At 59.6% G+C, this 20,999-nt stretch carries 16 protein-coding genes and 2 pseudogenes; 12 read left to right on the forward strand and 6 right to left on the reverse strand.

From position 1 onward, the window contains the following. Window position 1: 1 nt before the first annotated feature. From ACVMIH_RS35905 to ACVMIH_RS35945, 9 genes and pseudogenes are all read left to right on the forward strand, one after another. Window positions 2-238, forward strand: coding sequence for a HypC/HybG/HupF family hydrogenase formation chaperone (locus ACVMIH_RS35905; protein ID WP_094193819.1), 237 nt, complete (start codon window positions 2-4; stop codon window positions 236-238). After that, complete coding sequence (gene hypD, locus ACVMIH_RS35910) at window positions 235-1,377, forward strand: hydrogenase formation protein HypD (protein WP_456828138.1); 1,143 nt, start codon at window positions 235-237, stop codon at window positions 1,375-1,377. Before ACVMIH_RS35905 ends, hypD begins: the two co-directional genes overlap by 4 nt. Further along, on the forward strand, window positions 1,374-2,420 hold the full coding sequence (gene hypE, locus ACVMIH_RS35915) for a hydrogenase expression/formation protein HypE (RefSeq protein ID WP_253624773.1): 1,047 nt from the start codon (window positions 1,374-1,376) through the stop codon (window positions 2,418-2,420). The genes hypD and hypE overlap by 4 nt, the downstream gene beginning before the upstream one ends. Window positions 2,421-2,820: 400 nt before the next feature. Beyond that, window positions 2,821-3,935, forward strand: a pseudogene (ald, locus tag ACVMIH_RS35920) (alanine dehydrogenase). 643 nt (window positions 3,936-4,578) lie between these two features. After that, window positions 4,579-4,773, forward strand: a complete 195-nt coding sequence (locus ACVMIH_RS35925) for a 4Fe-4S dicluster domain-containing protein (protein ID WP_128971097.1) — start codon at window positions 4,579-4,581, stop codon at window positions 4,771-4,773. A 194-nt stretch (window positions 4,774-4,967) separates the two neighbouring features. Next, the gene (sufB, locus tag ACVMIH_RS35930; protein ID WP_456865000.1) at window positions 4,968-6,464 is read left to right on the forward strand and encodes a Fe-S cluster assembly protein SufB; all 1,497 of its coding nucleotides are present in this window, start codon (window positions 4,968-4,970) and stop codon (window positions 6,462-6,464) included. Window positions 6,465-6,535: 71 nt separating this feature from the next. After that, window positions 6,536-7,288 carry a Fe-S cluster assembly ATPase SufC gene (gene sufC, locus ACVMIH_RS35935; protein WP_456865002.1) on the forward strand — a complete coding sequence of 251 codons (753 nt, stop codon included), beginning with the start codon at window positions 6,536-6,538 and terminating at the stop codon, window positions 7,286-7,288. 19 nt (window positions 7,289-7,307) lie between these two features. Beyond that, the gene (sufD, locus tag ACVMIH_RS35940; RefSeq protein WP_456865004.1) at window positions 7,308-8,630 is read left to right on the forward strand and encodes a Fe-S cluster assembly protein SufD; all 1,323 of its coding nucleotides are present in this window, start codon (window positions 7,308-7,310) and stop codon (window positions 8,628-8,630) included. After that, a complete protein-coding gene (locus tag ACVMIH_RS35945; protein ID WP_456865006.1) occupies window positions 8,627-9,874 on the forward strand; it encodes a cysteine desulfurase in 1,248 nt (415 codons plus the stop codon). Before sufD ends, ACVMIH_RS35945 begins: the two co-directional genes overlap by 4 nt. Window positions 9,875-10,068: 194 nt before the next feature. On the opposite strand, the pseudogene ACVMIH_RS35950 reads toward ACVMIH_RS35945, so the two are convergent. The 6 genes and pseudogenes from ACVMIH_RS35950 to ACVMIH_RS35975 form a co-directional block, all read right to left on the reverse strand. Next, window positions 10,069-10,236: pseudogene (locus tag ACVMIH_RS35950) on the reverse strand (transposase); the annotation flags it as partial. A gap of 450 nt (window positions 10,237-10,686) precedes the next feature. Next, the gene (locus ACVMIH_RS35955; RefSeq protein ID WP_456865008.1) at window positions 10,687-12,570 is read right to left on the reverse strand and encodes a TRAP transporter large permease; all 1,884 of its coding nucleotides are present in this window, start codon (window positions 12,568-12,570) and stop codon (window positions 10,687-10,689) included. A 3-nt stretch (window positions 12,571-12,573) separates the two neighbouring features. Next, a complete protein-coding gene (locus tag ACVMIH_RS35960) occupies window positions 12,574-13,599 on the reverse strand; it encodes a TRAP transporter substrate-binding protein (RefSeq protein WP_253626058.1) in 1,026 nt (341 codons plus the stop codon). A gap of 166 nt (window positions 13,600-13,765) precedes the next feature. Beyond that, window positions 13,766-14,776 carry a transketolase family protein gene (locus ACVMIH_RS35965; RefSeq protein ID WP_456865010.1) on the reverse strand — a complete coding sequence of 337 codons (1,011 nt, stop codon included), beginning with the start codon at window positions 14,774-14,776 and terminating at the stop codon, window positions 13,766-13,768. Further along, complete coding sequence (locus tag ACVMIH_RS35970; protein WP_253624762.1) at window positions 14,773-15,618, reverse strand: transketolase; 846 nt, start codon at window positions 15,616-15,618, stop codon at window positions 14,773-14,775. Before ACVMIH_RS35970 ends, ACVMIH_RS35965 begins: the two co-directional genes overlap by 4 nt. Window positions 15,619-15,638: 20 nt before the next feature. After that, the gene (locus ACVMIH_RS35975) at window positions 15,639-16,388 is read right to left on the reverse strand and encodes an SDR family NAD(P)-dependent oxidoreductase (protein ID WP_253626057.1); all 750 of its coding nucleotides are present in this window, start codon (window positions 16,386-16,388) and stop codon (window positions 15,639-15,641) included. A 139-nt stretch (window positions 16,389-16,527) separates the two neighbouring features. Between ACVMIH_RS35975 and ACVMIH_RS35980 the strand changes: the two genes are divergently transcribed. The 3 genes from ACVMIH_RS35980 to nifK all read left to right on the forward strand — a co-directional run bounded on the left by ACVMIH_RS35980 (window position 16,528) and on the right by nifK (window position 20,925). Continuing rightward, entirely contained in the window at window positions 16,528-17,409 is an 882-nt protein-coding gene (locus tag ACVMIH_RS35980; RefSeq protein ID WP_253626056.1) for a LysR substrate-binding domain-containing protein, read from the forward strand. Between the two features lie 391 nt (window positions 17,410-17,800). Next, a complete protein-coding gene (gene nifD / locus ACVMIH_RS35985; RefSeq protein ID WP_456865012.1) occupies window positions 17,801-19,303 on the forward strand; it encodes a nitrogenase molybdenum-iron protein alpha chain in 1,503 nt (500 codons plus the stop codon). A gap of 65 nt (window positions 19,304-19,368) precedes the next feature. Then, on the forward strand, window positions 19,369-20,925 hold the full coding sequence (gene nifK / locus ACVMIH_RS35990; protein ID WP_456865014.1) for a nitrogenase molybdenum-iron protein subunit beta: 1,557 nt from the start codon (window positions 19,369-19,371) through the stop codon (window positions 20,923-20,925). Window positions 20,926-20,999: the final 74 nt, after the last annotated feature.

The following is a 20,999-nucleotide window of genomic DNA, read 5'->3' on the forward strand; positions in this document are numbered from 1 at the left end:
TATGTGTCTTTCGGTTCCGGCAAAGATCGTAAAAATTCTTCCTGACCACATGGCCGCCGTGTGCATCGATGGTGTTAGCCTGGAGATATCGATTGCTCTTATCGACGAGCTCGACGTCGGTGATCACGTCCTTGTCCATGTTGGGTATGCGCTGGCCAAGATCGATCCGATAGAAGCCAAGCGCACGCTGGAGCTCCTGCAGGAGCTAGGCAGCACAGGGCAGGAACTCCGGCCATGAGATATACCGACGAATTTCGCGACAAGACCCTTGCGCAGGGGCTCGCCGCTGCGATTAGCGCCGAAGCCGATCGGCAAAAAGCCTATCGGTTCATGGAATTCTGCGGTGGACACACTCATGCCATATCACGCTATGGCCTTGAGGATCTGCTGCCCGCGAATATTCGCATGATCCACGGGCCCGGTTGTCCGGTCTGTGTTCTACCTGCCAGCCGGATCGACATGGCGATTCGTCTCGTCGAGCGGCCGGAGGTCACCCTTTGCGTCTACGGCGATCTGATACGGGCGCCTGGCTCGCAAGGACAGTCCCTGTTGCGAGCCAAGGCGCTCGGCGCAGACATCCGGATGGTGTACTCGACGCTCGACGTTATCCGGATCGCCGAACAGGCGCCGAGCCGCGAGGTCGTGTTCTTTGCCATCGGATTTGAGACCACGACACCCCCGACGGCCGTGATGATCCGGATAGCCGAGAAGAAGCGGCTGAAGAGCCTTAGCGTGTTCTGCAACCACGTGCTTACACCCTCTGCGATGCAGAGCATTCTCGAGAACCCGAAGATCCGCAATATCGGCGGGGCTGCAATCGACGGTTTCGTCGGGCCTGCACATGTCAGCACGATCATCGGGACGCAGCCTTACGAGCTCCTGGCGGAACAATTCGGCAAGCCGATCGTGATCGCGGGATTTGAACCGCTCGACGTGATGCAGGCGATCCTGATGCTGGTGCGACAGGTGAACGAAGACCGCTACGACGTGGAGAACCAATACAGCCGTGCAGTGAGGCGTGAAGGCAATCGGCGCGCAAAAGACGAGGTCTCGCAGGCATTCGAACCGCGTGAGCAGTTCGAATGGCGCGGGCTCGGTTTCGTACCAAATAGTGGACTGAAGCTGAAGCGGGCCTACACGCGGTTCGACGCGGAGGCGCGTTTTGCGATGCACGAACTGCGGGTCGCCGACAATCCGGCGTGCGAGTGCTGCGCCATCCTGCGCGGCGCCAAGCGGCCAGTCGATTGCAAGCTGTTTGGAACCCTCTGCACGCCGGAAACTCCCATAGGATCCTGCATGGTCTCATCGGAAGGCGCCTGTGCGGCGTATTGGACATATGGCCGCGTTCGCGATGATCAGGTGAGGCGAACGTCATGAGCGTGCAGGGCTATCAACGCAAGCTCGATCTCGAGAACGGACGCGTTGATCTTTCCCATGGGGCCGGGGGACGAGCCATGGCACAGCTGATCTCCAGCCTTTTTCACCGAGCCTTCGGTAATGAATGGCTTGCCCGCTGCAATGATCAATCGGCCTTTGACGTTGCGACGGGTAAAATGGTGATGACGACCGACGGTTATGTGGTTTCGCCGCTGTTCTTCCCTGGCGGCAATATCGGCTCACTCGCTGTGCACGGGACGATCAACGACGTCGTGATGTCCGGCGCGCGCCCTCTCTATCTGTCGGCCAGCTTCATCATTGAGGAGGGGTTCCCGCTATCTGATCTGAAGGCGATTGCGGATTCGATGGGCGCGGCAGCGCGCGGCGCGGGCGTCTACATCATTGCGGGGGACACTAAGGTCGTCGAGCGCGGCAAGGCTGATGGTCTGTTTATCTCCACGACCGGAATCGGGGCTCTGGCCCATGGCTTCGATCTCTCCGCCGATAAGGCTATGGTCGGGGACCGTGTGTTGGTGTCCGGCAGCCTTGGCGACCATGGCGTGGCGATCATGTCAAAACGCCAGAACGTCGGGTTTCAAACCGAGATCGTGTCGGATTCCGCAGCGCTACATGACCTTGTCGCCGTTATGATTGCGGCTGGCGGCGCCGGCATCCGGGTGATGCGCGACCCCACGCGCGGCGGTCTTGCCGCAACCCTCAACGAAATTGCGCATCAATCGGGCCTTGGCTTCCGTCTACAGGAAGCAGCCATTCCGGTGAAGCCAGCGGTCGCGGCAACCTGCGAACTCCTTGGGCTTGATCCGATCCATGTCGCCAATGAGGGCAAGCTCGTTGCGATCGTCGCGCCCGATTTGGCCGATGCAGTGCTTGCAGCTATGAAGGCGCATCCGCTCGGACGCGATGCTGCTGATATTGGCGAGACGGTAGCTGACGATCACAAATTTGTGCAGATAGCGACCAGTTTCGGCGGCGGACGGATCGTCGATTGGTTGTCAGGCGAACAGTTGCCTCGGATTTGTTGAACAATCCACGCCCATTTGCGACGAGCATGAAGGCGTCAAGCGTGCGCATCTAGGAATCAGATTGATGATCAATGGTCATTTGGCCATCAGCGGTGGCAAACAATCCAGCCTCTGGGCAAATCCTGCCTCACTGGCAGACTACGTTGTTCGTTCTTTAACAAGGTCGGCAAGACTGGAATCGTTGTTAACTTTTCGCGAGCCGAGAATCCGATTAAGCGCGTCATCTCCATCGCGGAGTACGACGGTTAAGCTTAGCGAGCACGGTCGCTCAACCCATTCGGCATCGAAAACCTGCACGGCTGGTCAAAGATCGCTGAATTCCTGCGCAATTTGGGCTGCTGCGTCGCAATATCGCTGCGCTCTTTCAATTAGAAAGGCGCACTAGGCAGGGAGTTTGCAAATGAAGGTCGGAGTTCCCAAGGAAATCAAGGCACACGAATATCGAGTGGGCCTGACCCCTGGAGCCGTCCGCGAATACGCGGCAGCAGGACACCGCGTAATGATCGAGACCAATGCCGGCGCTGGCATTGGCGCAACCGATGATGATTATCGCAGCGCTGGCGCAGCGATTCTGGATTCTGCAGTTGAGGTATTCGCATCGAGCGAAATGATTGTGAAGGTCAAGGAGCCTCAGCCGTCCGAATGGAGCCAGCTGCGGGAGGGCCAGATCCTGTTCACATATCTGCATCTGGCGCCGGACCCGGAGCAGGCCAAGGGGCTTCTAAAATCGGGATGCACCGCAATCGCCTATGAGACCGTGACTGATGGGCATGGTGGTCTTCCGCTGCTGGCTCCGATGAGCGAGGTCGCAGGCAGGCTCGCGGTCGAAGCGGCGGGTGGCGCCCTAAAGCGCAGTGCAGGCGGACGAGGGCTGCTGATCGGTGGCGTGCCCGGTGTTCAGCCGGCCCGCATCGTGGTGATCGGTGGTGGCGTCGTTGGTACGCACGCGGCACGGATGGCGGCCGGTCTGGGTGCAGAGGTGAGCATCATCGACCGCTCGATACCTCGGTTGCGCGAGTTGGATGAGCTATTCGAAGGGCGCGTTCGAACCAGGTTTTCGACCATCGAAGCTGTGGAGGAAGAGGTATTTGCGGCCGATGTTGTGATTGTGGTGCCGTGCTCGTTCCAGGTGCGAGTGCGCCGAAGCTGATCCGCCGGAGCATGCTGAGCTCGATGCGTAAGAGGGCCGTGCTCGTGGATGTCGCTATCGATCAGGGCGGCTGTTTTGAGACTTCGCACCCAACCACCCACGCCGATCCAACCTATGAAGTGGATGGCATCATTCATTATTGCGTGGCCAATATGCCCGGCGCCGTGCCGCTGACCTCGAGCCAGGCACTAAATAACGCCACGCTGCCGTTTGGCTTGGCTCTGGCCAATAAGGGTTTTTCCGCCGTGCTGGAAAATCCGCATTTGCGTGCAGGCCTCAACGTCCATCGAGGCCGGCTGACTTACAAGGCGGTGGCCGACAGTCTCGGGCTCCCGTTCTCACCGATCGAGCAGGCTGCAGCCTGATCCCAGAGGCCCCTACGGGCGTTTCCTCCCTGACTTGGGCCACCCTCCGGGGTGGCTTTTTTTTCGGCTCTATCAATCTGCTGGGGTCCGCTGAGATTTATTTGCGACGCCGAGCGCGGCCGTAATCTGCGAGATTTGAACATTTGCGTGCGCCGGCTCGGCCAGGGGGCACTCGATCACCAGAGCGGCTCTATTTGGCGCCATCTCGCGACGATATTTCTGGTTGCGATATGGAGACGTTGCTTGAGCCGATGACGACGTCGCCCGATTGACATCGTGGTGCCTTCGCTGCCGCTGTCCGGGTGAGCAGAACCATCACCAGAGGGCGATCTGCGATCCCCCGAGACGGTGGCACGGCTACAATCGACACCACTTCAAAAGCGCTCCGCCGCCACGTCAGGTCGAGCCGAGCTGCGTCTTATTGGCGAACTCCTTCGCAAGATCGCTGGCTATCGCGAAATCTCGACAATGCGCAAGCTATGAGATCAAGTAGCTGCGATGCCGATTGTAGGGTTTACGACACCTGATCGAGACGGCGGCTTGCGCTATCGAAAGTAGCCAAGACAAATCAAGCACAAGACTCCTTGGCATGAGACTTGAAGGCAAGGCGTCGTCCCGCACCTTTGCTTATGGAATCGTAGTGATGGCCTACAAAATAATCGCGTCACAATGCACGGTCTGTGGTGCGTGTGAGTACGAATGCCCTAACGCCGCGATCAGCCTGAAGAACGACATATATGTGATCAATCCGAGCCAGTGCACTCAATGTGAAGGGCATTTTGATGCGCCGCAATGCGCCGTCGTTTGTCCGGTGCCTGATACCTGTGTGCCGGCATAGATCGAGTAGCCGACGGGTGGCACTCCGGCGCAAAACATGATCGAAACCCTATCGAGGGCGGCTCCCCTTTGGGTCGGTCTCCTGGTCCTTTCCCAACCTGGCCTCGAGTCGGCCGTGACTTGCGCGATCCGCTCGGAGGAGAGGCGACGCGATCATCGCCGCCGAGAATCGTCCATGCGTGAACGGAGTGGGCAATGGTAGCTGTACAAGAGACGGTCGAGCGCGTCCGGCGCATCGACGTCGACCAGTATCGATATGGGTTTGAGACGCTGATCGAGTCCGACAAGGCTCCTAAGGGGCTGTCGGAAGACACCGTCCGCTTCATCTCCGCAAAGAAGAACGAACCGGCCTGGATGCTGGAATGGCGCCTGGAGGCGTATCGCCGCTGGTTGACCATGACCGAGCCGACCTGGGCGCGCGTCGAGTATCCGAAGATCGACTATCAGGACATCTACTATTACGCGGCACCGAAGCCGAAGAAGACGCTGTCGTCGATCGACGAGATCGATCCCGAAATCCTCAAGACCTACGAGAAGCTCGGCATCCCCCTGCGCGAGGTCGCGATCCTGGAAGGCGTCGAGCCGCCGCCCGGCGGCGAGCAGACGCCGAACCGCAAGATCGCGGTCGACGCGGTGTTCGACTCGGTGTCGGTCGCGACCACCTTCCAGAAGGAGCTGAAGGTGGCCGGCGTGATCTTCATGCCGATCTCGGAGGCGATCCGCGAGCATCCCGAGCTGGTGCAGAAATATCTCGGCACCGTGGTGCCGACCTCGGACAACTATTTCGCGACGCTGAATTCGGCGGTGTTCTCCGACGGCTCGTTCGTCTACGTGCCGCCGGGCGTGCGCTGCCCGATGGAGCTGTCGACCTATTTCCGCATCAACGAGCGCAACACCGGCCAGTTCGAGCGCACGTTGATCATCGCCGACAAGGGCTCCTACGTCTCCTATCTCGAAGGCTGCACCGCGCCGCAGCGCGACGAGAACCAGCTGCACGCCGCCGTGGTCGAGCTGGTCGCGCTCGATGACGCCGAGATCAAATATTCGACGGTGCAGAACTGGTACCCCGGCAATTCCGAGGGCAAGGGCGGCATCTACAACTTCGTCACCAAGCGTGGCGACTGCCGCGGCAAGAACTCTAAGATCTCCTGGACCCAGGTCGAGACCGGTTCGGCGATTACCTGGAAATATCCGAGCTGCATCCTGCGCGGCGACAATTCGAGCGGCGAGTTCTACTCGATCGCGATCTCGAACGGTTTTCAGCAGGTCGATAGCGGCACCAAGATGATCCACCTCGGCAAGAACACGTCGAGCCGGATCATCTCCAAGGGCATCGCCGCCGGCAAGTCGCAGAACACCTATCGCGGCCTCATCAGCGCCCATCGCAAGGCGACCGGCGCGCGCAACTACACCGCCTGCGACTCGCTCCTGATCGGCGACAAATGCGGCGCGCACACCGTGCCCTATGTCGAGGCCAAGAACTCCTCGGCGACGTTCGAGCACGAAGCGACGACGTCGAAGATTTCCGAGGACGTGCTGTTCTACTGCTTGCAAAGAGGCTTGAGCGAGCAACAGGCCATCGGCCTTGTCGTCAACGGTTTCGCGAAAGATGTCCTGCAAAAGCTTCCGATGGAGTTCGCAGTGGAGGCGCAGAAGCTGATCTCGATCTCTCTCGAGGGATCTGTCGGATAACCAAACGTCCCGCGAGCCCCCGAACGCGGCTCGCCGTTCCGGACGACGCATTTTGAGGGATCAGATCAAAAATGACGCTGCTCGAAATCCAAAATCTGCATGTTGGTGTCGACAGTCGTGAAATAATCCGCGGCCTCGATCTTATGGTCAATGCGGGCGAAGTGCACGCGATCATGGGGCCGAACGGCTCCGGCAAGTCGACGCTCTCCCACGTCATCGCCGGCAAACCGGGCTATGAAGTCACGGGCGGCCAGATCCTGTTCAGGGGCGAGGACCTCCTGGAGATGGAGCCCAATGAGCGCGCCGCCAAGGGCGTGTTTCTGGCGTTCCAGTACCCGGTCGAGATCCCCGGCGTCACCACCATGAACTTCCTGCGCACGGCGCTGAACGCCCAGCGCAAGGCGCGCGGCCGAGGGGAATTATCCACGCCCGAATTTCTGAAAAAGGTCCGTGAGGTGGCCGAGTCACTCAACATTACCCGGGACATGCTCAAGCGCGGCGTCAATGTCGGCTTCTCGGGCGGCGAGAAGAAGCGCAACGAGATCCTGCAGATGGCGTTGTTCGAGCCGAGTCTATGCATACTGGACGAGATCGATTCCGGGCTGGATATCGACGTCCTGCGTGTTGTCGCGAGCGGCATCAACGGCCTGCGTTCGCCGGAAAGGGCGATGATCGTGATCACCCACTATCAGCGGCTCCTTCATTACATCGTGCCCGATTATGTGCACGTGATGTCGAAAGGCCGCGTCGTGAAGAGCGGCGGCAAGGAACTCGCGCTGGAACTCGAGGCCTATGGCTACGCCCAGTTCGAAACCGCGGCCTGACGGCTCTAGGGATTTCCCCATGAAGCAAGTATTGGCTAAGGCCGATGCCGGGTGCGCAACGAGCAATTTTCTCGCAGCCGCGCTCGGACGGTTGCCTGGCGCGGGCATCGTCCCCCATATCCGTGCGAGGGCATTCGAAGCCTATGAGCGCGCCGGCCTGCCGCATCGGCGCATGGAGGCCTGGAAATACACGGATCTGCGTGCCCTGATCGGCGAGGTGTTGCCACTCGCTCCGCGACCAGATGCAGCGGCGTTGGCGCGCGCAAAGGCGTCGGCCAGGCGAGTGGCTGTCGATCAGGCGGTCAAATTGGTCTTGGTGGACGGCATATTCGCGCCTGAGCTATCGGATCTCGGCGAGCTGGAAAATGGGCTCCATGTGCAGTCACTGCGAGAGGTGTTGGAGAATTCGGCCACCGGCGCAATGGCCGGTTTGGTGCTTTCGACGACGGACGATGCGGTGATCTCGCTCAATGCGGCAATGGCCTCGGATGGTCTGGTGATTTCGATTGCCGAAGGCAACACGATCAGACGCCCTATTCAAATCGTTCAGGTCGCAACGGGATCGTCGGTGTCCGCTTTTACACGCTCATATCTACAGCTCGATAGAGGGGCGCATGCGACCGTGGTGCAAAGTTTCATCTCGGCCGAAGGCGCGAGCGGCTATCAGGCCAACGATGTCTTAATCGCCCTGGCTGGGGACGAGGCGAGCCTTTCGCATATCCGCATAGCGGCTGACGCCGCTGATGCGGTGAACATCTCGTCGGGGATCATCGCGGTCGGCACCAGAGCTAAGCTCGATCTCTTCAGCATGACGTGCAGCGGCTCCATCAATCGCTATCAGGGATTCGTGACGCTGGGTGGCGAGGGATCCAAGCTCTCTGCGAACGGGGTTAATCTCATCAAAGATAAACTGCACGCCGACACAACAATCGTGGTCGACCACGCCGTGCCGCATTGCACCAGTCGGCAGAAGTTCCGCGCGGTCGTTGATGATTGCGGCCGCTCGGTGTTTCAGGGCCGAATCGTCGTTCGTCCCGTCGCCCAGAAGACCGACGCCAGCCTGTCGACGCGAGCGCTGCTCTTATCCGACCAGGCCGAGGCGAACAGTAAGCCGGAACTTGAAATCTCGGCCGACGACGTGACCTGCGGCCACGAAGCGACCTCAGGAGCGCTAGACGGCAATCTCGTATTCTATTTGCGCGCGCGGGGACTGTCCGAGAAGGATGCGCAGATGTTGCTGATTAAAGCGTTCATTGGAGAGTCGATTGAGGAGATTTTCGCCGATAACCTGCGCGATTTTGTGACCGCGCAAGCTGAACACTGGCTGCAGGAACGGCAATGAGCGAACATCCCGCGGTCAGCAATGGTCGTTACGAGGTCGACCGTCTGCGTAGTGACTTTCCGGCGCTGGCCATGACCGTGTACGGCAAGCCGCTTGTCTACCTCGATAACGCTGCGTCCGCGCAAAAGCCAAATGCGGTGCTTGACCGCATGATGCAGGTGTACTCCAGCGAATATGCCAACGTTCATCGTGGCTTGCACTATCTCGCCAATGCGGCGACCGAAGCGTATGAGGGCGCCCGTACCAAGGTAGCGCGGTTTGTGAACGCGCATTTGAACGAAGAGATTATCTTCACGCGCAGCGCCACCGAGGCGATCAATCTGGTCGCACAGACGTTTGGTCGTGAGCGCATCAGCCCGGGTGATGAGATCGTTCTGTCAATTTTGGAACACCACTCCAACATTGTGCCATGGCATTTTCTTAGGGAACGGCTCGGTGCAGTGATCAAATGGGCACCAGTGGATGATGCCGGCAACTTCTTACTCGATGAATTTGAGCGACTGCTGACCTCGCGCACCAAGATGGTCGCAATCACACAGATGTCGAACGTGCTCGGCACGGTCTTGCCGGTGAAAGACCTGGTGAGGGTCGCACATGCTCGTGGTATCCCGGTGCTCGTCGACGGCTCGCAAGCATGCGTCCATCTGAGCGTCGACGTCTGCGATATTGATTGCGATTTCTACGTTATGACCGGCCACAAACTCTATGGTCCGACCGGAATCGGCGTGCTTTACGGAAAATCCGAGCATCTGGCATCGATGACGCCCTTCAATGGCGGCGGCGAGATGATCCGCGAGGTCTCGCGTTCCGGCGTCATTTATGGGGATCCGCCGCACCGGTTCGAAGCGGGTACGCCGCCGATCGTCGAGGCGATTGGGTTGGGCGCAGCCGTGGATTACATCAATTCAATAGGCAAGGCTCAGATCCGCAAGCACGAGAGCGAGCTGCTCGCTTACGCGCATGAGAAGCTCGGGGACATCAACTCCGTGCGCATGATCGGGACGCCGGCCGAGAAGGGGCCGATCATCTCGTTTGATGTGAAAGGTGCGCATGCGCACGATATTGCCACCGTCGTCGATCGCGCCGGTGTAGCGGTGCGGGCGGGGGCTCACTGCGCGATGCCGCTGCTCAAGCGCTTCGGCGCACTGGCAACATGCCGTGTGTCCCTTGGACTTTACAATACCCCTGAAGAAATTGATGTGCTGACGCGCGCACTTATCAAGGCACGCCAGCTATTGGCGTGATCGGCGGGCGTGCTGCGTCGAGGTGAGAGGGAGGCTGCATTGAGCTGCGAAGTAGAATGACGTCTTGCCTGATCATCGTCATCGCAGAAGGTCAACACCTGAGGTCTCGGCAAGCAAAGTTCGCATTGGCAAGCCTGGTCGGCCAGGGCACCTTGCAGCCGTTTTTCCTTTGCGTCCGCCTTCGTCGAGCGCGGGGGCCGTAGGTCTAACGGCAGGTCGCGCCATGGCGCACCTGAACGCAGGACCCAAAAGTTGCCATTAAGCACGCGACGAACATTTACGCGCTGAACGCCGCGCGGCTTGTTCGGCAGCATCGGTTTGATGGCGGTCCATTCGTAATCGCTGAGTTCGTAGCGCATGATTCGAGGCTCTGGTTTCGGAGCTTGAATCATGTCTCGGGCCGCGCCATCAACCGGCAACGCCCCGCGGCCGTACCGGTAACGCTTTGCATATACTTCCGCTTTCGGCGGCATAGCGGACTTGGCCGGGCTTGCTAGTGGCTCGACCCGGTCGTCCATGATCGAAGTGGACACGACGTAGGATCGGCCTTCCAGAGGCTAGTCGCGCTGTCGTGAAAGTAATCGGAGCTTCGAGCGAAGGGCGACCCGCATTCACGTCAGGTCTTTTCGAAAACTCGCATGGTGATTCGGTCGATGCGCGATCCATAGTCGCGTATGGCCCTGAACGCGGTGTGTCGCTTCGCGCCCGGATCGTTGCCTCCACGAGGGGCAAAGAACTGTGCGAACAACCTGTCTAGCTCGCCAGAAGCTCACCTTGCGGACGATCTCCGCAGCTGAGACGATTTGCGGACTTTAAAGGAAACCTATCGAAATCCACGGCACTGCAGCCACTATGACCGTGCCGAGGAGCAGAGCCAGCATGTACGCCAGGATCGGACCCATGCCTTCGTCGGGATGAATCCGGCTGATGGCGCACGCCGCATAGTAGCCGACGCCGAATGGCGGCGCGAAAAGTCCAATCCCCATCGCCAGAACGACGACCATGGCATAGTGGACCTCATGCACCCCCACCTGACGGGCAATGGGGAAAAGCAGCGGACCGAAGAGCACGATGGCAGGGATGCCTTCGAGCACGCTTCCCAGGACGACGAACGCAAGGATCGTGACGATCAGAAATATCGGCGCACCACCCGGCAAGGAGGTCATGAACTTCGCAAGTGATGCCGAGAAGCCCGATTGGGTCAAAGCCCAGGCCATCCCCGTCGCCGCACCGATGATGAAGAGGATCGCGCCGGAAAGAGCCGCAGTCTCAACCAAGATCGGATAGAGGCGACGCCAGTCGAACCGGCGATAGATAAAAAGCCCGGCCAATACGGAATAGACGATGCCTATCGTCGAGACCTCGGTGGCTGTTGCGACCCCCTCGACCACCGCAGCGCGGATCACAAATGGAAGGGCAAGGGCGGGAAGCGCGATCAGAAAGGAACGGCCGATTTCACGGCTGGTCGCCCGCTGAACGTGCGACAAATCCTCTCCACGGTACCGCCACCACACCACCGCGCACAGTCCGACCGCGAGCACGATCGCCGGCAATAACCCGCCCGTGAACAGGGCCGCGATCGACACGCCCGTCACCGATCCGATTGTGATCAACACCAATGATGGGGGGATCGTCTCGGTCTGAGCGCCGGTCGCCGCCAGGAGCGCGACGAGGTCACCACGCTTCGCGCCGCGTCTGGTCATTTCGGGGAAGAGCACAGGCGCTATTGCTGCCATATCGGCCGCCTTGGATCCCGAAATACCCGAGACCAGATACATCGCACCGACAAGCACATATTGGAGGCCGCCCCGAACGTGGCCAAGCAGGCTGGCGAGGAAACCGACCATGGCGCGGGCCATGCCGGTCATTTCGATCAACAAGCCGAGGAACACGAACATCGGTACCGCAAGCAGGATGAGATGGCTCATGCCTTCGTCCATGCGACCGATAACGACCACGTCGGGTGTGCTGGTCGTCAGCGTTATGTAGCCGATGGTCGTAAGGCCGAACGCGAAGGCGATCGGCACCGCTGCGAAAACCATGGCGCCAACGATAAACACGAAGAAGATCAGCAGGTTCAGATTGCCGAGCAGTTTAAGGATTGGTGCGAGCAGCGCGAGAACCCCGATCAGCGTTCCCACCGCAGCGATTGCAGCCGCGAGGTGCTTCACATTGGCCGTGGCTGCCAGCCTCAGAGTGGCAACGACCAGCATCAAGCCGATGCCGACCGGCAGGGCGGCGGCGCGCCAAGTGTTGACGATTCCCAGAGCCGGAGTTGTGACGAAGACTTCGTCGGCCGCAAACTCGTAGGCGGGGCGAACTACCAGAAGCAAGAACGCGAACGAGGCAGCCGTCGCAAAGACGTCAAGGAACAACCTGGCTTCCGGGCGGATCATGCCAACGATGGCCGTCATCCGCATATGCTCGGCCCGCTGGAAGGCGACGACCGATCCCAGCATCGCCAGCCACAAAAACAGGATGCCGGCGAGCTCATCCGACCAGACAATCGGGGTATGGAGCACGTAGCGAGAGACGATGCCGACGAAAAGGACTATCACCTCTGCGATGACCAGCAGTGCGGCAGGAATGGCGACGACGGGCTTCAGTGCCTTGTTCAGGTTCACAATGGCCTTGCGCCATCCGGAGGCAGGCTCAGGAAGAGCAAGTGTCGCCCCGTCCATGTGCACATGTTCCATGGCTCACCCCAACTTGCCCGCGGCTTTCTCAAGTTGAACCCAGGCCTCCGCGCCGAATTTGGATTTCCAGTCGGCATAGAAGCTCGTCTTTGCCAGCGCCTGCCGGAAGGCGGATCGATCGACGTCGAGGAATTGCATCCCCTTGGCTGTCAAGTCGGTGCGGAGGGATTCACTGAGCTTTGCGATGTCGGCTCGTTCATCGTTGGCCGAGCGATCGAGTTCGTGCGTCACGATCTCTTGCACGTCCTGCGGAAGCTTCTGGAACGCGCGCTTGTTGCCGAGAATCCAGTAATTGTCCCAGACGTGACCCGTCAGGCTGCAGGTCTTCTGCACCTCATACAGGCGCGCCGTTGCTATGATCGGAAGGGGATTTTCCTGACCGTCCACGACCTTGGTCTGGAGCGCGGAATAGACCTCGTTGAAGTTGATCGGCGCTGGTCCTGCCCCGAGCGCAAGAAACAGCGACGTCAGATTGGGTGCGGCAGGTACCCTGAGCTTGAAGCCCTTGAGGTCGTCCGGTGTCTTGATCTCACGGCCCGACGACGTGATGTGGCGGAAGCCATTGTCCCAAGGTTTGGACACCGCCATGATGGGCGTCTTGGCGATCTGCGCGCGGATGTAGGCGCCGAGTTCGCCGTCCATGGCCTTCCAGACGGCATCGTAGTTGGGGAAGAGGAAGCCGAGATTCACGACGCCCGCGGCGGGTACAAGGGTAGCGAGGATCAGAGAGGAGAGGTTGAAAAACTCGACGCTACCGTTGCGAACCTGCGTCAGCAGATCCGTATCCGAGCCAAGCTGGTTGGCGGGAAAGAGATTGATTTCCAAGCGCCCGCTAGTCGCTTCCTTGATGCGATCGGCGGCCTCCTTGGCCCGAGCATTCACCGGATGCGCGGGGTCCTGCCCGGTCGCGAGCTTGTAAGTGAACTCTGCGGCGGCGGCCGGGCGGCTGAGGACGGCGCACAACGGGACAGCCGCGCCGGCCAGGAGCAACTTGCGACGGGTGATGGCAGTCGATTTGCGTTGGGTCATTGCTTCCTCCTTGTTGAGTATCGGTATGTTGATCGGCAGCAGCACGCTTCTGCAGCCTCCGGCCGGTTCTCGGGCACCGGCCGTCAGGCAGCGGCCATCGTTCTCCGCGGCGACGCCGCGTAGGCGATGCTTCCCTCAGTCGAAGTTGACGTATCTAGGTGCGCGCTTAGCGCAGCCACCCCTTGATCTGCCTTGCAACTTCCGCAGTCGAAATGCCGTAGCGATCGTGCAGCGTGGGAAGCGCCCCAGCGGCAAGGAACTCATCGGGCAACGCGATCTGGCGGAAAGCTGGATGGACGCCGGAGCGCATCAACAGCGCTGCAATCGCCTCTCCGAGCCCGCCGATGATGGTATGGTTCTCGGCGACCACGACGAGACGGCCGGGTTTTGCTGCTTCGCGCAGTATCGCTCCGTGGTCGAGCGGCTTGATTGTCGGTACATGCAGCACGGCTACGTCCACGCTATCACCGGCGAGTTCCTTTGCGGCTTCCAGCGCTCGCATGGTCATGATTCCAGAGGAGATGATCAGGACGTCCCGACCGTCCCGAATCAAGGATGCCCTGCCGAGCCTGAATTGATAGTTGTACTCGTCCAGGACGAGGGGCACCTGACCACGCAAGAGCCGCATATATACGGGCCCGTGATGCGCCGCGATGACCGGAACGATCTGCTCGATCTCGTGAGCATCGCAGGGGTCGATCACGGTCATATTCGGCATTGCGCGGAACAGCGCGAGGTCTTCCGCCGCCTGGTGGCTTGGGCCGTAGCCGGAAGTGAGACCTGGTAAGGCGCAGACGATCTTTACGTTGCGGTCTTCCTCTGCAATCGTCTGGTGGATGAAATCGTAGGCGCGCCGCGAGGCGAACACCGCATAAGTCGTAGCGAAAGGCATGAATCCTTCAGCCGCCATGCCCGAAGCCGCACCGTAGAGGAGCTGCTCCGCCATACCCATTTGATAGTAGCGGTCTGGAAACTGCTTCGCGAAAATATGCAGGTCCGTGTACTTGCCCAGATCGGCGGTGAGGCCCACCACCTCGGGGCAGCTCCGGGCCAATTCGACAAGCGCGTGACCGAACGGCGCTGGTTTCGTCTTTTGTCCCTCGGCGGCGATCGACGCGATCATCGCGGAGGTGGTGAGCCGCGGTTTCCCGGGCGTAGCTGAGGTAACCGACTTCATGACCTGTCTCCCGCATCAAGTTCTGCCAGCGCCAATTTCCATTCGTGCGCTTCGACCCGAATGAAGTGATTCTTTTCTCGCTGTTCGAGGAACGGAACTCCCTTGCCCATGAGAGTGTCGGCGATGATGATCCTTGGTTGCGGCTCGGGGTGCGAAATCGTCGCGTCGAATGCTGCCACGACGGCGTCCAGGTCATTGCCGTCGACGCGGCGTACGAACCAGCCGAAGGCCTCGAGCTTGTCGACCAACGGCTCGAACCCCATCATCTGTTTCGAAGGGCCGTCGGCCTGCTGGTTGTTGACGTCAATGATCGCGATCAAATTGTCGAGCTTGTGGTGTGCAGCCGACATCATCGCTTCCCACTTCGAACCCTCGTCGAGCTCTCCGTCCGAGAACAGCGTGAAAACGCGGCTCTTGGAGCCCTTGCGCTTCAACCCGAGCCCCATGCCGACCGCGATGCTCAGTCCGAGCCCCAGGGACCCGCCGGACATTTCCATACCGGGCGTGTAGGACGCCATGCCTGACATCGGCAGGCGGCTTTCGTCGAAGCCATACGTCTCGAGTTCGACTTCGGGGATAATACCGGCCTCGATCAGTGCGGCATAAAGGGCGATCGCGTAGTGACCGTTGGAAAGGAGGAAACGATCGCGATCTTCCCAGGTGGGCTCCTCGGGCCGGTAGCGCATCGCGTGAAAATATGCGACCGCCAACACGTCGGAAATATCGAGCGCCTGCGCGATATAGCCTTGGCCTTGAACTTCGCCCATGCGCAGGGCGTTGCGGCGAATGTTGCGCGCACGCTGCGAAAGGCTGGGCGTGTTGACAAGTAAACTCGTGGACATCCGTCTCTCCATCGCTGCTCTTAGTGAATGAGCATCCCGCCGTTGACGTCGATCACGGAGCCGGTGACGTATGCCGAGAGGTCCGATGCAAGAAATGTGTAGATACCGGCAACGTCCTTGGCCTCCCCGAGCCGTCCGAGCGGAATGCCTTCCAGGATCTTCGCTTTCATCTCGTCGTCGAGCTTGCCAGAGGTGATGTCGGTGCCTATCAATCCCGGCGTGACGCAGTTGACGCGGATACCATCGGCGCCAAATTCCCGAGCCATCGCCTTGGCAAGCCCAAGGACCCCCGCCTTCGCCGCCGAGTAGTGCGGACCACCGAAAATGCCGCCGCCGCGCTGGGCCGATACCGACGACATGCATGCAATCGATCCCGATTTTTGCTTGCGCATATGCGGGATCACTACCTGGGACAGGAACAGAATGCCCTTCAGGTTGACGTCCTGGATGCGGTCCCAGTCGGCCGGCGTGATGTCGAGGAATTTGACCGGCTGTGTGATGCCGGCATTGTTGATCAGGATATCGATTTGGCCGAAAGCGTCAGCGACAGCTTCGACTGCCTTCTGACACGAAGCCTGGTCGGCGACGTCGCAAGCAATTCCGATATGAGCGTCGCCGAGGCCTTGAGCGGCGGCCTGTGCGGCGGTCCCATCGATGTCGAGGATGGCGACCCGCGCGCCCTCTTCGGCAAATCGCCTGGCGGTTGCGAGGCCAATCCCGCGAGGCGAGGCCGCCCCCGTGATGATCGCCGTTTTGCCGCGAAGCAGCATTCGAATCCTCCCTGTCCCTGTCGTTTTGGACGCCGCGGGTGGCAGCCGGTCCTCTTGCCCCATTGCTAGAGCCGAGGGGCCGGCCGGGACAAACGCGCAGTTGTCTTGGATGTGTGAATCTGGTTCACTTATGGGTATGCTGCTGTCGAGCATCCCGATCTCCGCTATCCGGGCCTTCGAAGCGGCTGCGCGCACTGGCTCCTTCAGCGACGCGGCCGACGAGTTGCATTTGACGCCGAGCGCCGTCAGCCACGCGATCCGCAAGCTGGAAAGCACCATGAGCACCGTTCTGTTCGAGCGGAGTGCTCGTTCCGTCCGTCTAACGCCCGCTGGCGAGAACCTGATGCGCCACGCCGGTGCGGCCTTCGACAATTTGCGGCGCGGGATCGAAGAAGTCGCAGGTCGCGGGCCGCAGCTCCTGAGGGTGCATTGTGCCCCAAGTTTCGCCGCGCAATGGCTGGCCCCGCGCCTGACCAAATTTCTAGCGGCCGAACCGAAACTGGAGGTTCGGCTCGCCGCCAATACGGAGTACGCCCGCTTCACGAACGACGATTTCGATCTGGACATCGTCTACGGTTCACCTCGCGGTGAGGGCCTCGAAGTGATCCCACTTGGTGAGGAAACCGTCACCCCTCTGTGTGCTCCTCAGATCGCGAAGAGAATCCGCCAGCCAAAGGATTTGTTGAGCCAAGTTCTTATTCGCTCCGACGTGAAGCAGGTTCAATGGTATCAATGGTTCACCGCGAACGGGCTCGAACCTCCGGCGATCCATGGAATGCGATTCGACCGCAGCTTCCTCGCGATAGCCATGGCTTGCGGCGGGGTTGGCGTGACGTTGGAATCAACTCGGTTGGCTGAAAGTGAGATAGCATCGGGGCGCCTGATAGCGCCCCTGGCTGGCCGCTCCACCGACATCCGCTACGTTGGTCATCATCTAGTGTTCCCGCGCGCTGGCCGTCAGCGCCGCGCTTTGCAGACCTTCGTGGAATGGATCAGGTCTGAGATTGCGCCAAGTTTATAGAGTAGCGTGAACTGGAGCTGACATCCGCTCCTCGCCCTTCGCGTTATTTCGTCGCGCTGCGGAATTTGGTCGCTGTCGGGCCATAGCGGATTCTGGCAAGCCGTCCGCTCGGCAGATTTATGGGTTCACGTCTAGAACGAAAACACGCGCTGATAGCTGAGCGGGGCCATTTCGCGCATAGCTCGCCCTTGTTCCATTTCGAACAGGTCAAACCAAGAAGTCTGCGAGCAAAGCGCGATGTCGCGTTCGCAACAACGGCGTTGCCCCCCGCGCGAGACGCGCTAACTGCCGTTAATCGTTATGGGTTTTGTGTTCACGAGGCGCTGGCATGCTGGTTGCAAAAGTCCTGGTCAGAAGCCGCTCTTGCAACAGCTAACCTTGAGGACATCAGATGAGTCTCGCCACGACCCAGAGTATCGCAGATATCAGGGCTCGCAACAAACAGCTGATCGAGGAGGTGCTGAAAGTCTATCCGGAGAAAACCGCGAAAAGGCGTGCCAAGCACCTCAACGTTCACCAGGCCGGCAAGTCCGACTGCGGGGTGAAGTCCAACATCAAATCCATACCCGGCGTGATGACGATCCGAGGCTGCGCCTATGCGGGATCCAAGGGCGTGGTTTGGGGACCGATCAAGGACATGGTCCATATCAGCCATGGTCCTGTTGGCTGTGGTCAGTATTCGTGGGGATCGCGCCGCAACTATTACGTTGGTACGACGGGGATCGATAGCTTCGTGACCCTGCAATTCACCTCCGACTTCCAGGAAAAGGATATCGTATTCGGTGGTGACAAGAAGCTGGTCAAAGTTCTTGACGAAATCCAGGAGCTGTTTCCTCTCAACAACGGCATCACCATCCAATCGGAATGCCCGATCGGACTGATCGGCGACGATATCGAGGCTGTCTCAAGAACTAAATCCAAGGAGTATGGAGGCAAGACCATCGTGCCGGTCCGCTGCGAGGGTTTTCGTGGCGTGTCGCAGTCACTAGGTCACCACATTGCCAACGACGCGGTACGTGACTGGATCTTCGACAAGCTCGAGCCCGACGGCGCACCAAAGTTCGAGTCGACGCCTTACGATGTTGCGATCATCGGCGACTACAATATCGGCGGCGATGCCTGGTCATCGCGAATTCTGCTGGAGGAAATGGGCCTGCGGGTGATCGCGCAATGGTCCGGGGACGGTTCACTCGCTGAACTCGAGGCAACTCCGAAAGCCAAGCTCAACCTTCTGCATTGCTACCGTTCAATGAACTACATCTCCCGTCACATGGAAGAGAAATTCGGCATCCCCTGGTGCGAATACAACTTCTTCGGACCTTCAAAGATCGCAGAATCGCTGCGGAAGATTGCGGCCTATTTCGACGACAAGATCAAGGAAGGGGCCGAGCGGGTGATTGAAAAGTACCAGCCGCTGGTGAACGCGGTGGTTGCGAAGTATCGCCCGCGCCTGGAGGGCCGAACGGTCATGCTGTATGTCGGCGGGCTTCGTCCGCGTCATGTGATTGGCGCCTACGAAGACCTCGGGATGGAAGTCGTGGGCACCGGATACGAGTTTGGCCACAACGACGATTATCAGCGCACCGCTCAGAACTACGTAAAGGACAGCACGCTGATCTATGACGACGTCAATGGCTACGAGTTCGAGCGCTTCGTCGAAAAGCTCCAGCCTGACCTCATCGGCTCGGGCATCAAGGAAAAATACGTGTTCCAGAAGATGGGTGTGCCGTTCCGGCAGATGCATTCCTGGGACTATTCGGGTCCATATCACGGCTATGACGGCTTTGCGATCTTTGCGCGCGACATGGACATGGCTGTCAACTCGCCTGTCTGGAAAAAGACGAAGGCGCCCTGGAAGGAAACGCCGAGGGCCAAGCTCTTGGCTGCAGAATAGGGCAACAAGTCTCGCTCTCAGCGGAGAGCGGGGCGGTCAATTTCGATAGTAAAAGGATCTTAATAATGGCGCAAAGTGCCGAGCACGTGCTCGATCATCTCGAACTGTTCCGCGGTCCAGAATACCAGCAGATGCTGGACAAGAAGAAGATGTTCGAGGATCCCCGCGAGCCCGCCGAAGTCGAGCGTATCAAGGAATGGACGAAAACGCCGGAGTACCGCGAGAAGAATTTTGCGCGGGAGGCGCTAACGATAAACCCGGCCAAGGCCTGCCAGCCGCTTGGCGCCGTATTCGCCTCCGTCGGCTTTGAAGGCACGCTGCCCTTCGTTCACGGCTCGCAAGGCTGCGTGGCCTATTATCGCAGCCATCTGTCGCGACACTTCAAAGAGCCGAGCTCCTGCGTCTCTTCGTCGATGACGGAGGACGCTGCTGTATTCGGTGGCCTGAACAACATGATCGACGGGCTCGCCAACAGCTACAACATGTACAAACCTAAGATGATTGCGGTCTCCACGACCTGCATGGCTGAGGTGATCGGCGATGACCTGAACGCCTTCATCAAGACGTCCAAGGAGAAGGGCTCGGTTCCGGCGGAGTTCGACGTGCCATTCGCCCACACGCCCGCCTTCGTCGGCAGCCACGTCACCGGCTACGACAACGCGCTCAAGGGCATCTTGGAGCATTTTTGGGACGGCAAGGCTGGAACGGTGCCGAAGCTGGAGCGCAGGCCGAACCAGGCCATCAACATCATCGGCGGTTTCGATGGCTATACCGTCGGAAACCTTCGCGAGATCAAGCGCATCCTGGAACTGATGGGAATCCAGCACACCATACTCGCCGACAACTCCGAAGTCTTCGACACCCCGACAGATGGCGAGTTCCGGATGTATGACGGTGGCACCACGCTGGAAGACGCGGCCAACGCCGTTCACGCCAAGGCGACAATCTCGATGCAGGAGTGGTGTACGGAGAAAACGTTGCAATTCGTGGCCGAGCATGGGCAGGATGTCGTGTCCTTCAACTACCCGATTGGCATATCCGCAACGGATGACTTGCTGGTGGCGTTATCGCGGATCGCAGGCAAAGACATTCCGGAGCAACTCGCACGAGAGCGTGGCCGCTTGGTCGATGCCATCGCCGATTCCAGTGCGCATATCCATGGCAAGAAGTTCGCGATCTACGGTGATCCGGATCTCTGCTACGGGGTAGCTGCCTTTCTGCTCGAACTGGGCGCCGAGCCAACCCATGTGCTTTCCACCAACGGCAACAAGGCATGGCAGACAAAAATGGCGGCGCTGCTTGCAAGCTCGCCGTTTGGGCAGGGCTGCCAAGTCTACCCTGGGCGGGACCTCTGGCACATGCGCTCGCTCCTATTTACCGAGCCGGTCGATTTTCTGATTGGCAACACGTACGGCAAGTACCTCGAGCGCGACACTGGAACGCCACTGATCCGAATTGGCTTTCCAGTCTTTGATCGGCATCACCATCACCGCTCGCCCGTTTGGGGTTATCAGGGTGGCCTGAATGTGCTGGTCAAGATCCTCGACAAGATCTTCGACGAAATCGACAAGAAGACCAACCTTCTTGGCAAAACCGACTACAGCTTCGACATCATTCGCTGATGACGAACGGTGCGCGTGCCATCGCCAAACCCGGCGATGGCACAAACGCACGGCGGTTAATCCTTCAATTAGTT

This window comes from Bradyrhizobium sp. USDA 4503, from assembly GCF_054055815.1.

Coding starts and splice junctions, on each gene's coding strand:
- sufD (WP_456865004.1), top strand. CDS start 7,308: ATGAAGCAAGTATTGGCTAAGGCCGATGCCGGGTGCGCAACGAGCAAT.
- hypD (WP_456828138.1), top strand. CDS start 235: ATGAGATATACCGACGAATTTCGCGACAAGACCCTTGCGCAGGGGCTC.
- ACVMIH_RS35965 (WP_456865010.1), bottom strand. CDS start 14,776: ATGAAGTCGGTTACCTCAGCTACGCCCGGGAAACCGCGGCTCACCACC.
- nifD (WP_456865012.1), top strand. CDS start 17,801: ATGAGTCTCGCCACGACCCAGAGTATCGCAGATATCAGGGCTCGCAAC.
- sufB (WP_456865000.1), top strand. CDS start 4,968: ATGGTAGCTGTACAAGAGACGGTCGAGCGCGTCCGGCGCATCGACGTC.
- hypE (WP_253624773.1), top strand. CDS start 1,374: ATGAGCGTGCAGGGCTATCAACGCAAGCTCGATCTCGAGAACGGACGC.
- ACVMIH_RS35955 (WP_456865008.1), bottom strand. CDS start 12,570: ATGGAACATGTGCACATGGACGGGGCGACACTTGCTCTTCCTGAGCCT.
- ACVMIH_RS35945 (WP_456865006.1), top strand. CDS start 8,627: ATGAGCGAACATCCCGCGGTCAGCAATGGTCGTTACGAGGTCGACCGT.
- ACVMIH_RS35925 (WP_128971097.1), top strand. CDS start 4,579: ATGGCCTACAAAATAATCGCGTCACAATGCACGGTCTGTGGTGCGTGT.
- ACVMIH_RS35970 (WP_253624762.1), bottom strand. CDS start 15,618: ATGTCCACGAGTTTACTTGTCAACACGCCCAGCCTTTCGCAGCGTGCG.
- nifK (WP_456865014.1), top strand. CDS start 19,369: ATGGCGCAAAGTGCCGAGCACGTGCTCGATCATCTCGAACTGTTCCGC.
- ACVMIH_RS35975 (WP_253626057.1), bottom strand. CDS start 16,388: ATGCTGCTTCGCGGCAAAACGGCGATCATCACGGGGGCGGCCTCGCCT.
- ACVMIH_RS35960 (WP_253626058.1), bottom strand. CDS start 13,599: ATGACCCAACGCAAATCGACTGCCATCACCCGTCGCAAGTTGCTCCTG.
- sufC (WP_456865002.1), top strand. CDS start 6,536: ATGACGCTGCTCGAAATCCAAAATCTGCATGTTGGTGTCGACAGTCGT.
- ACVMIH_RS35905 (WP_094193819.1), top strand. CDS start 2: ATGTGTCTTTCGGTTCCGGCAAAGATCGTAAAAATTCTTCCTGACCAC.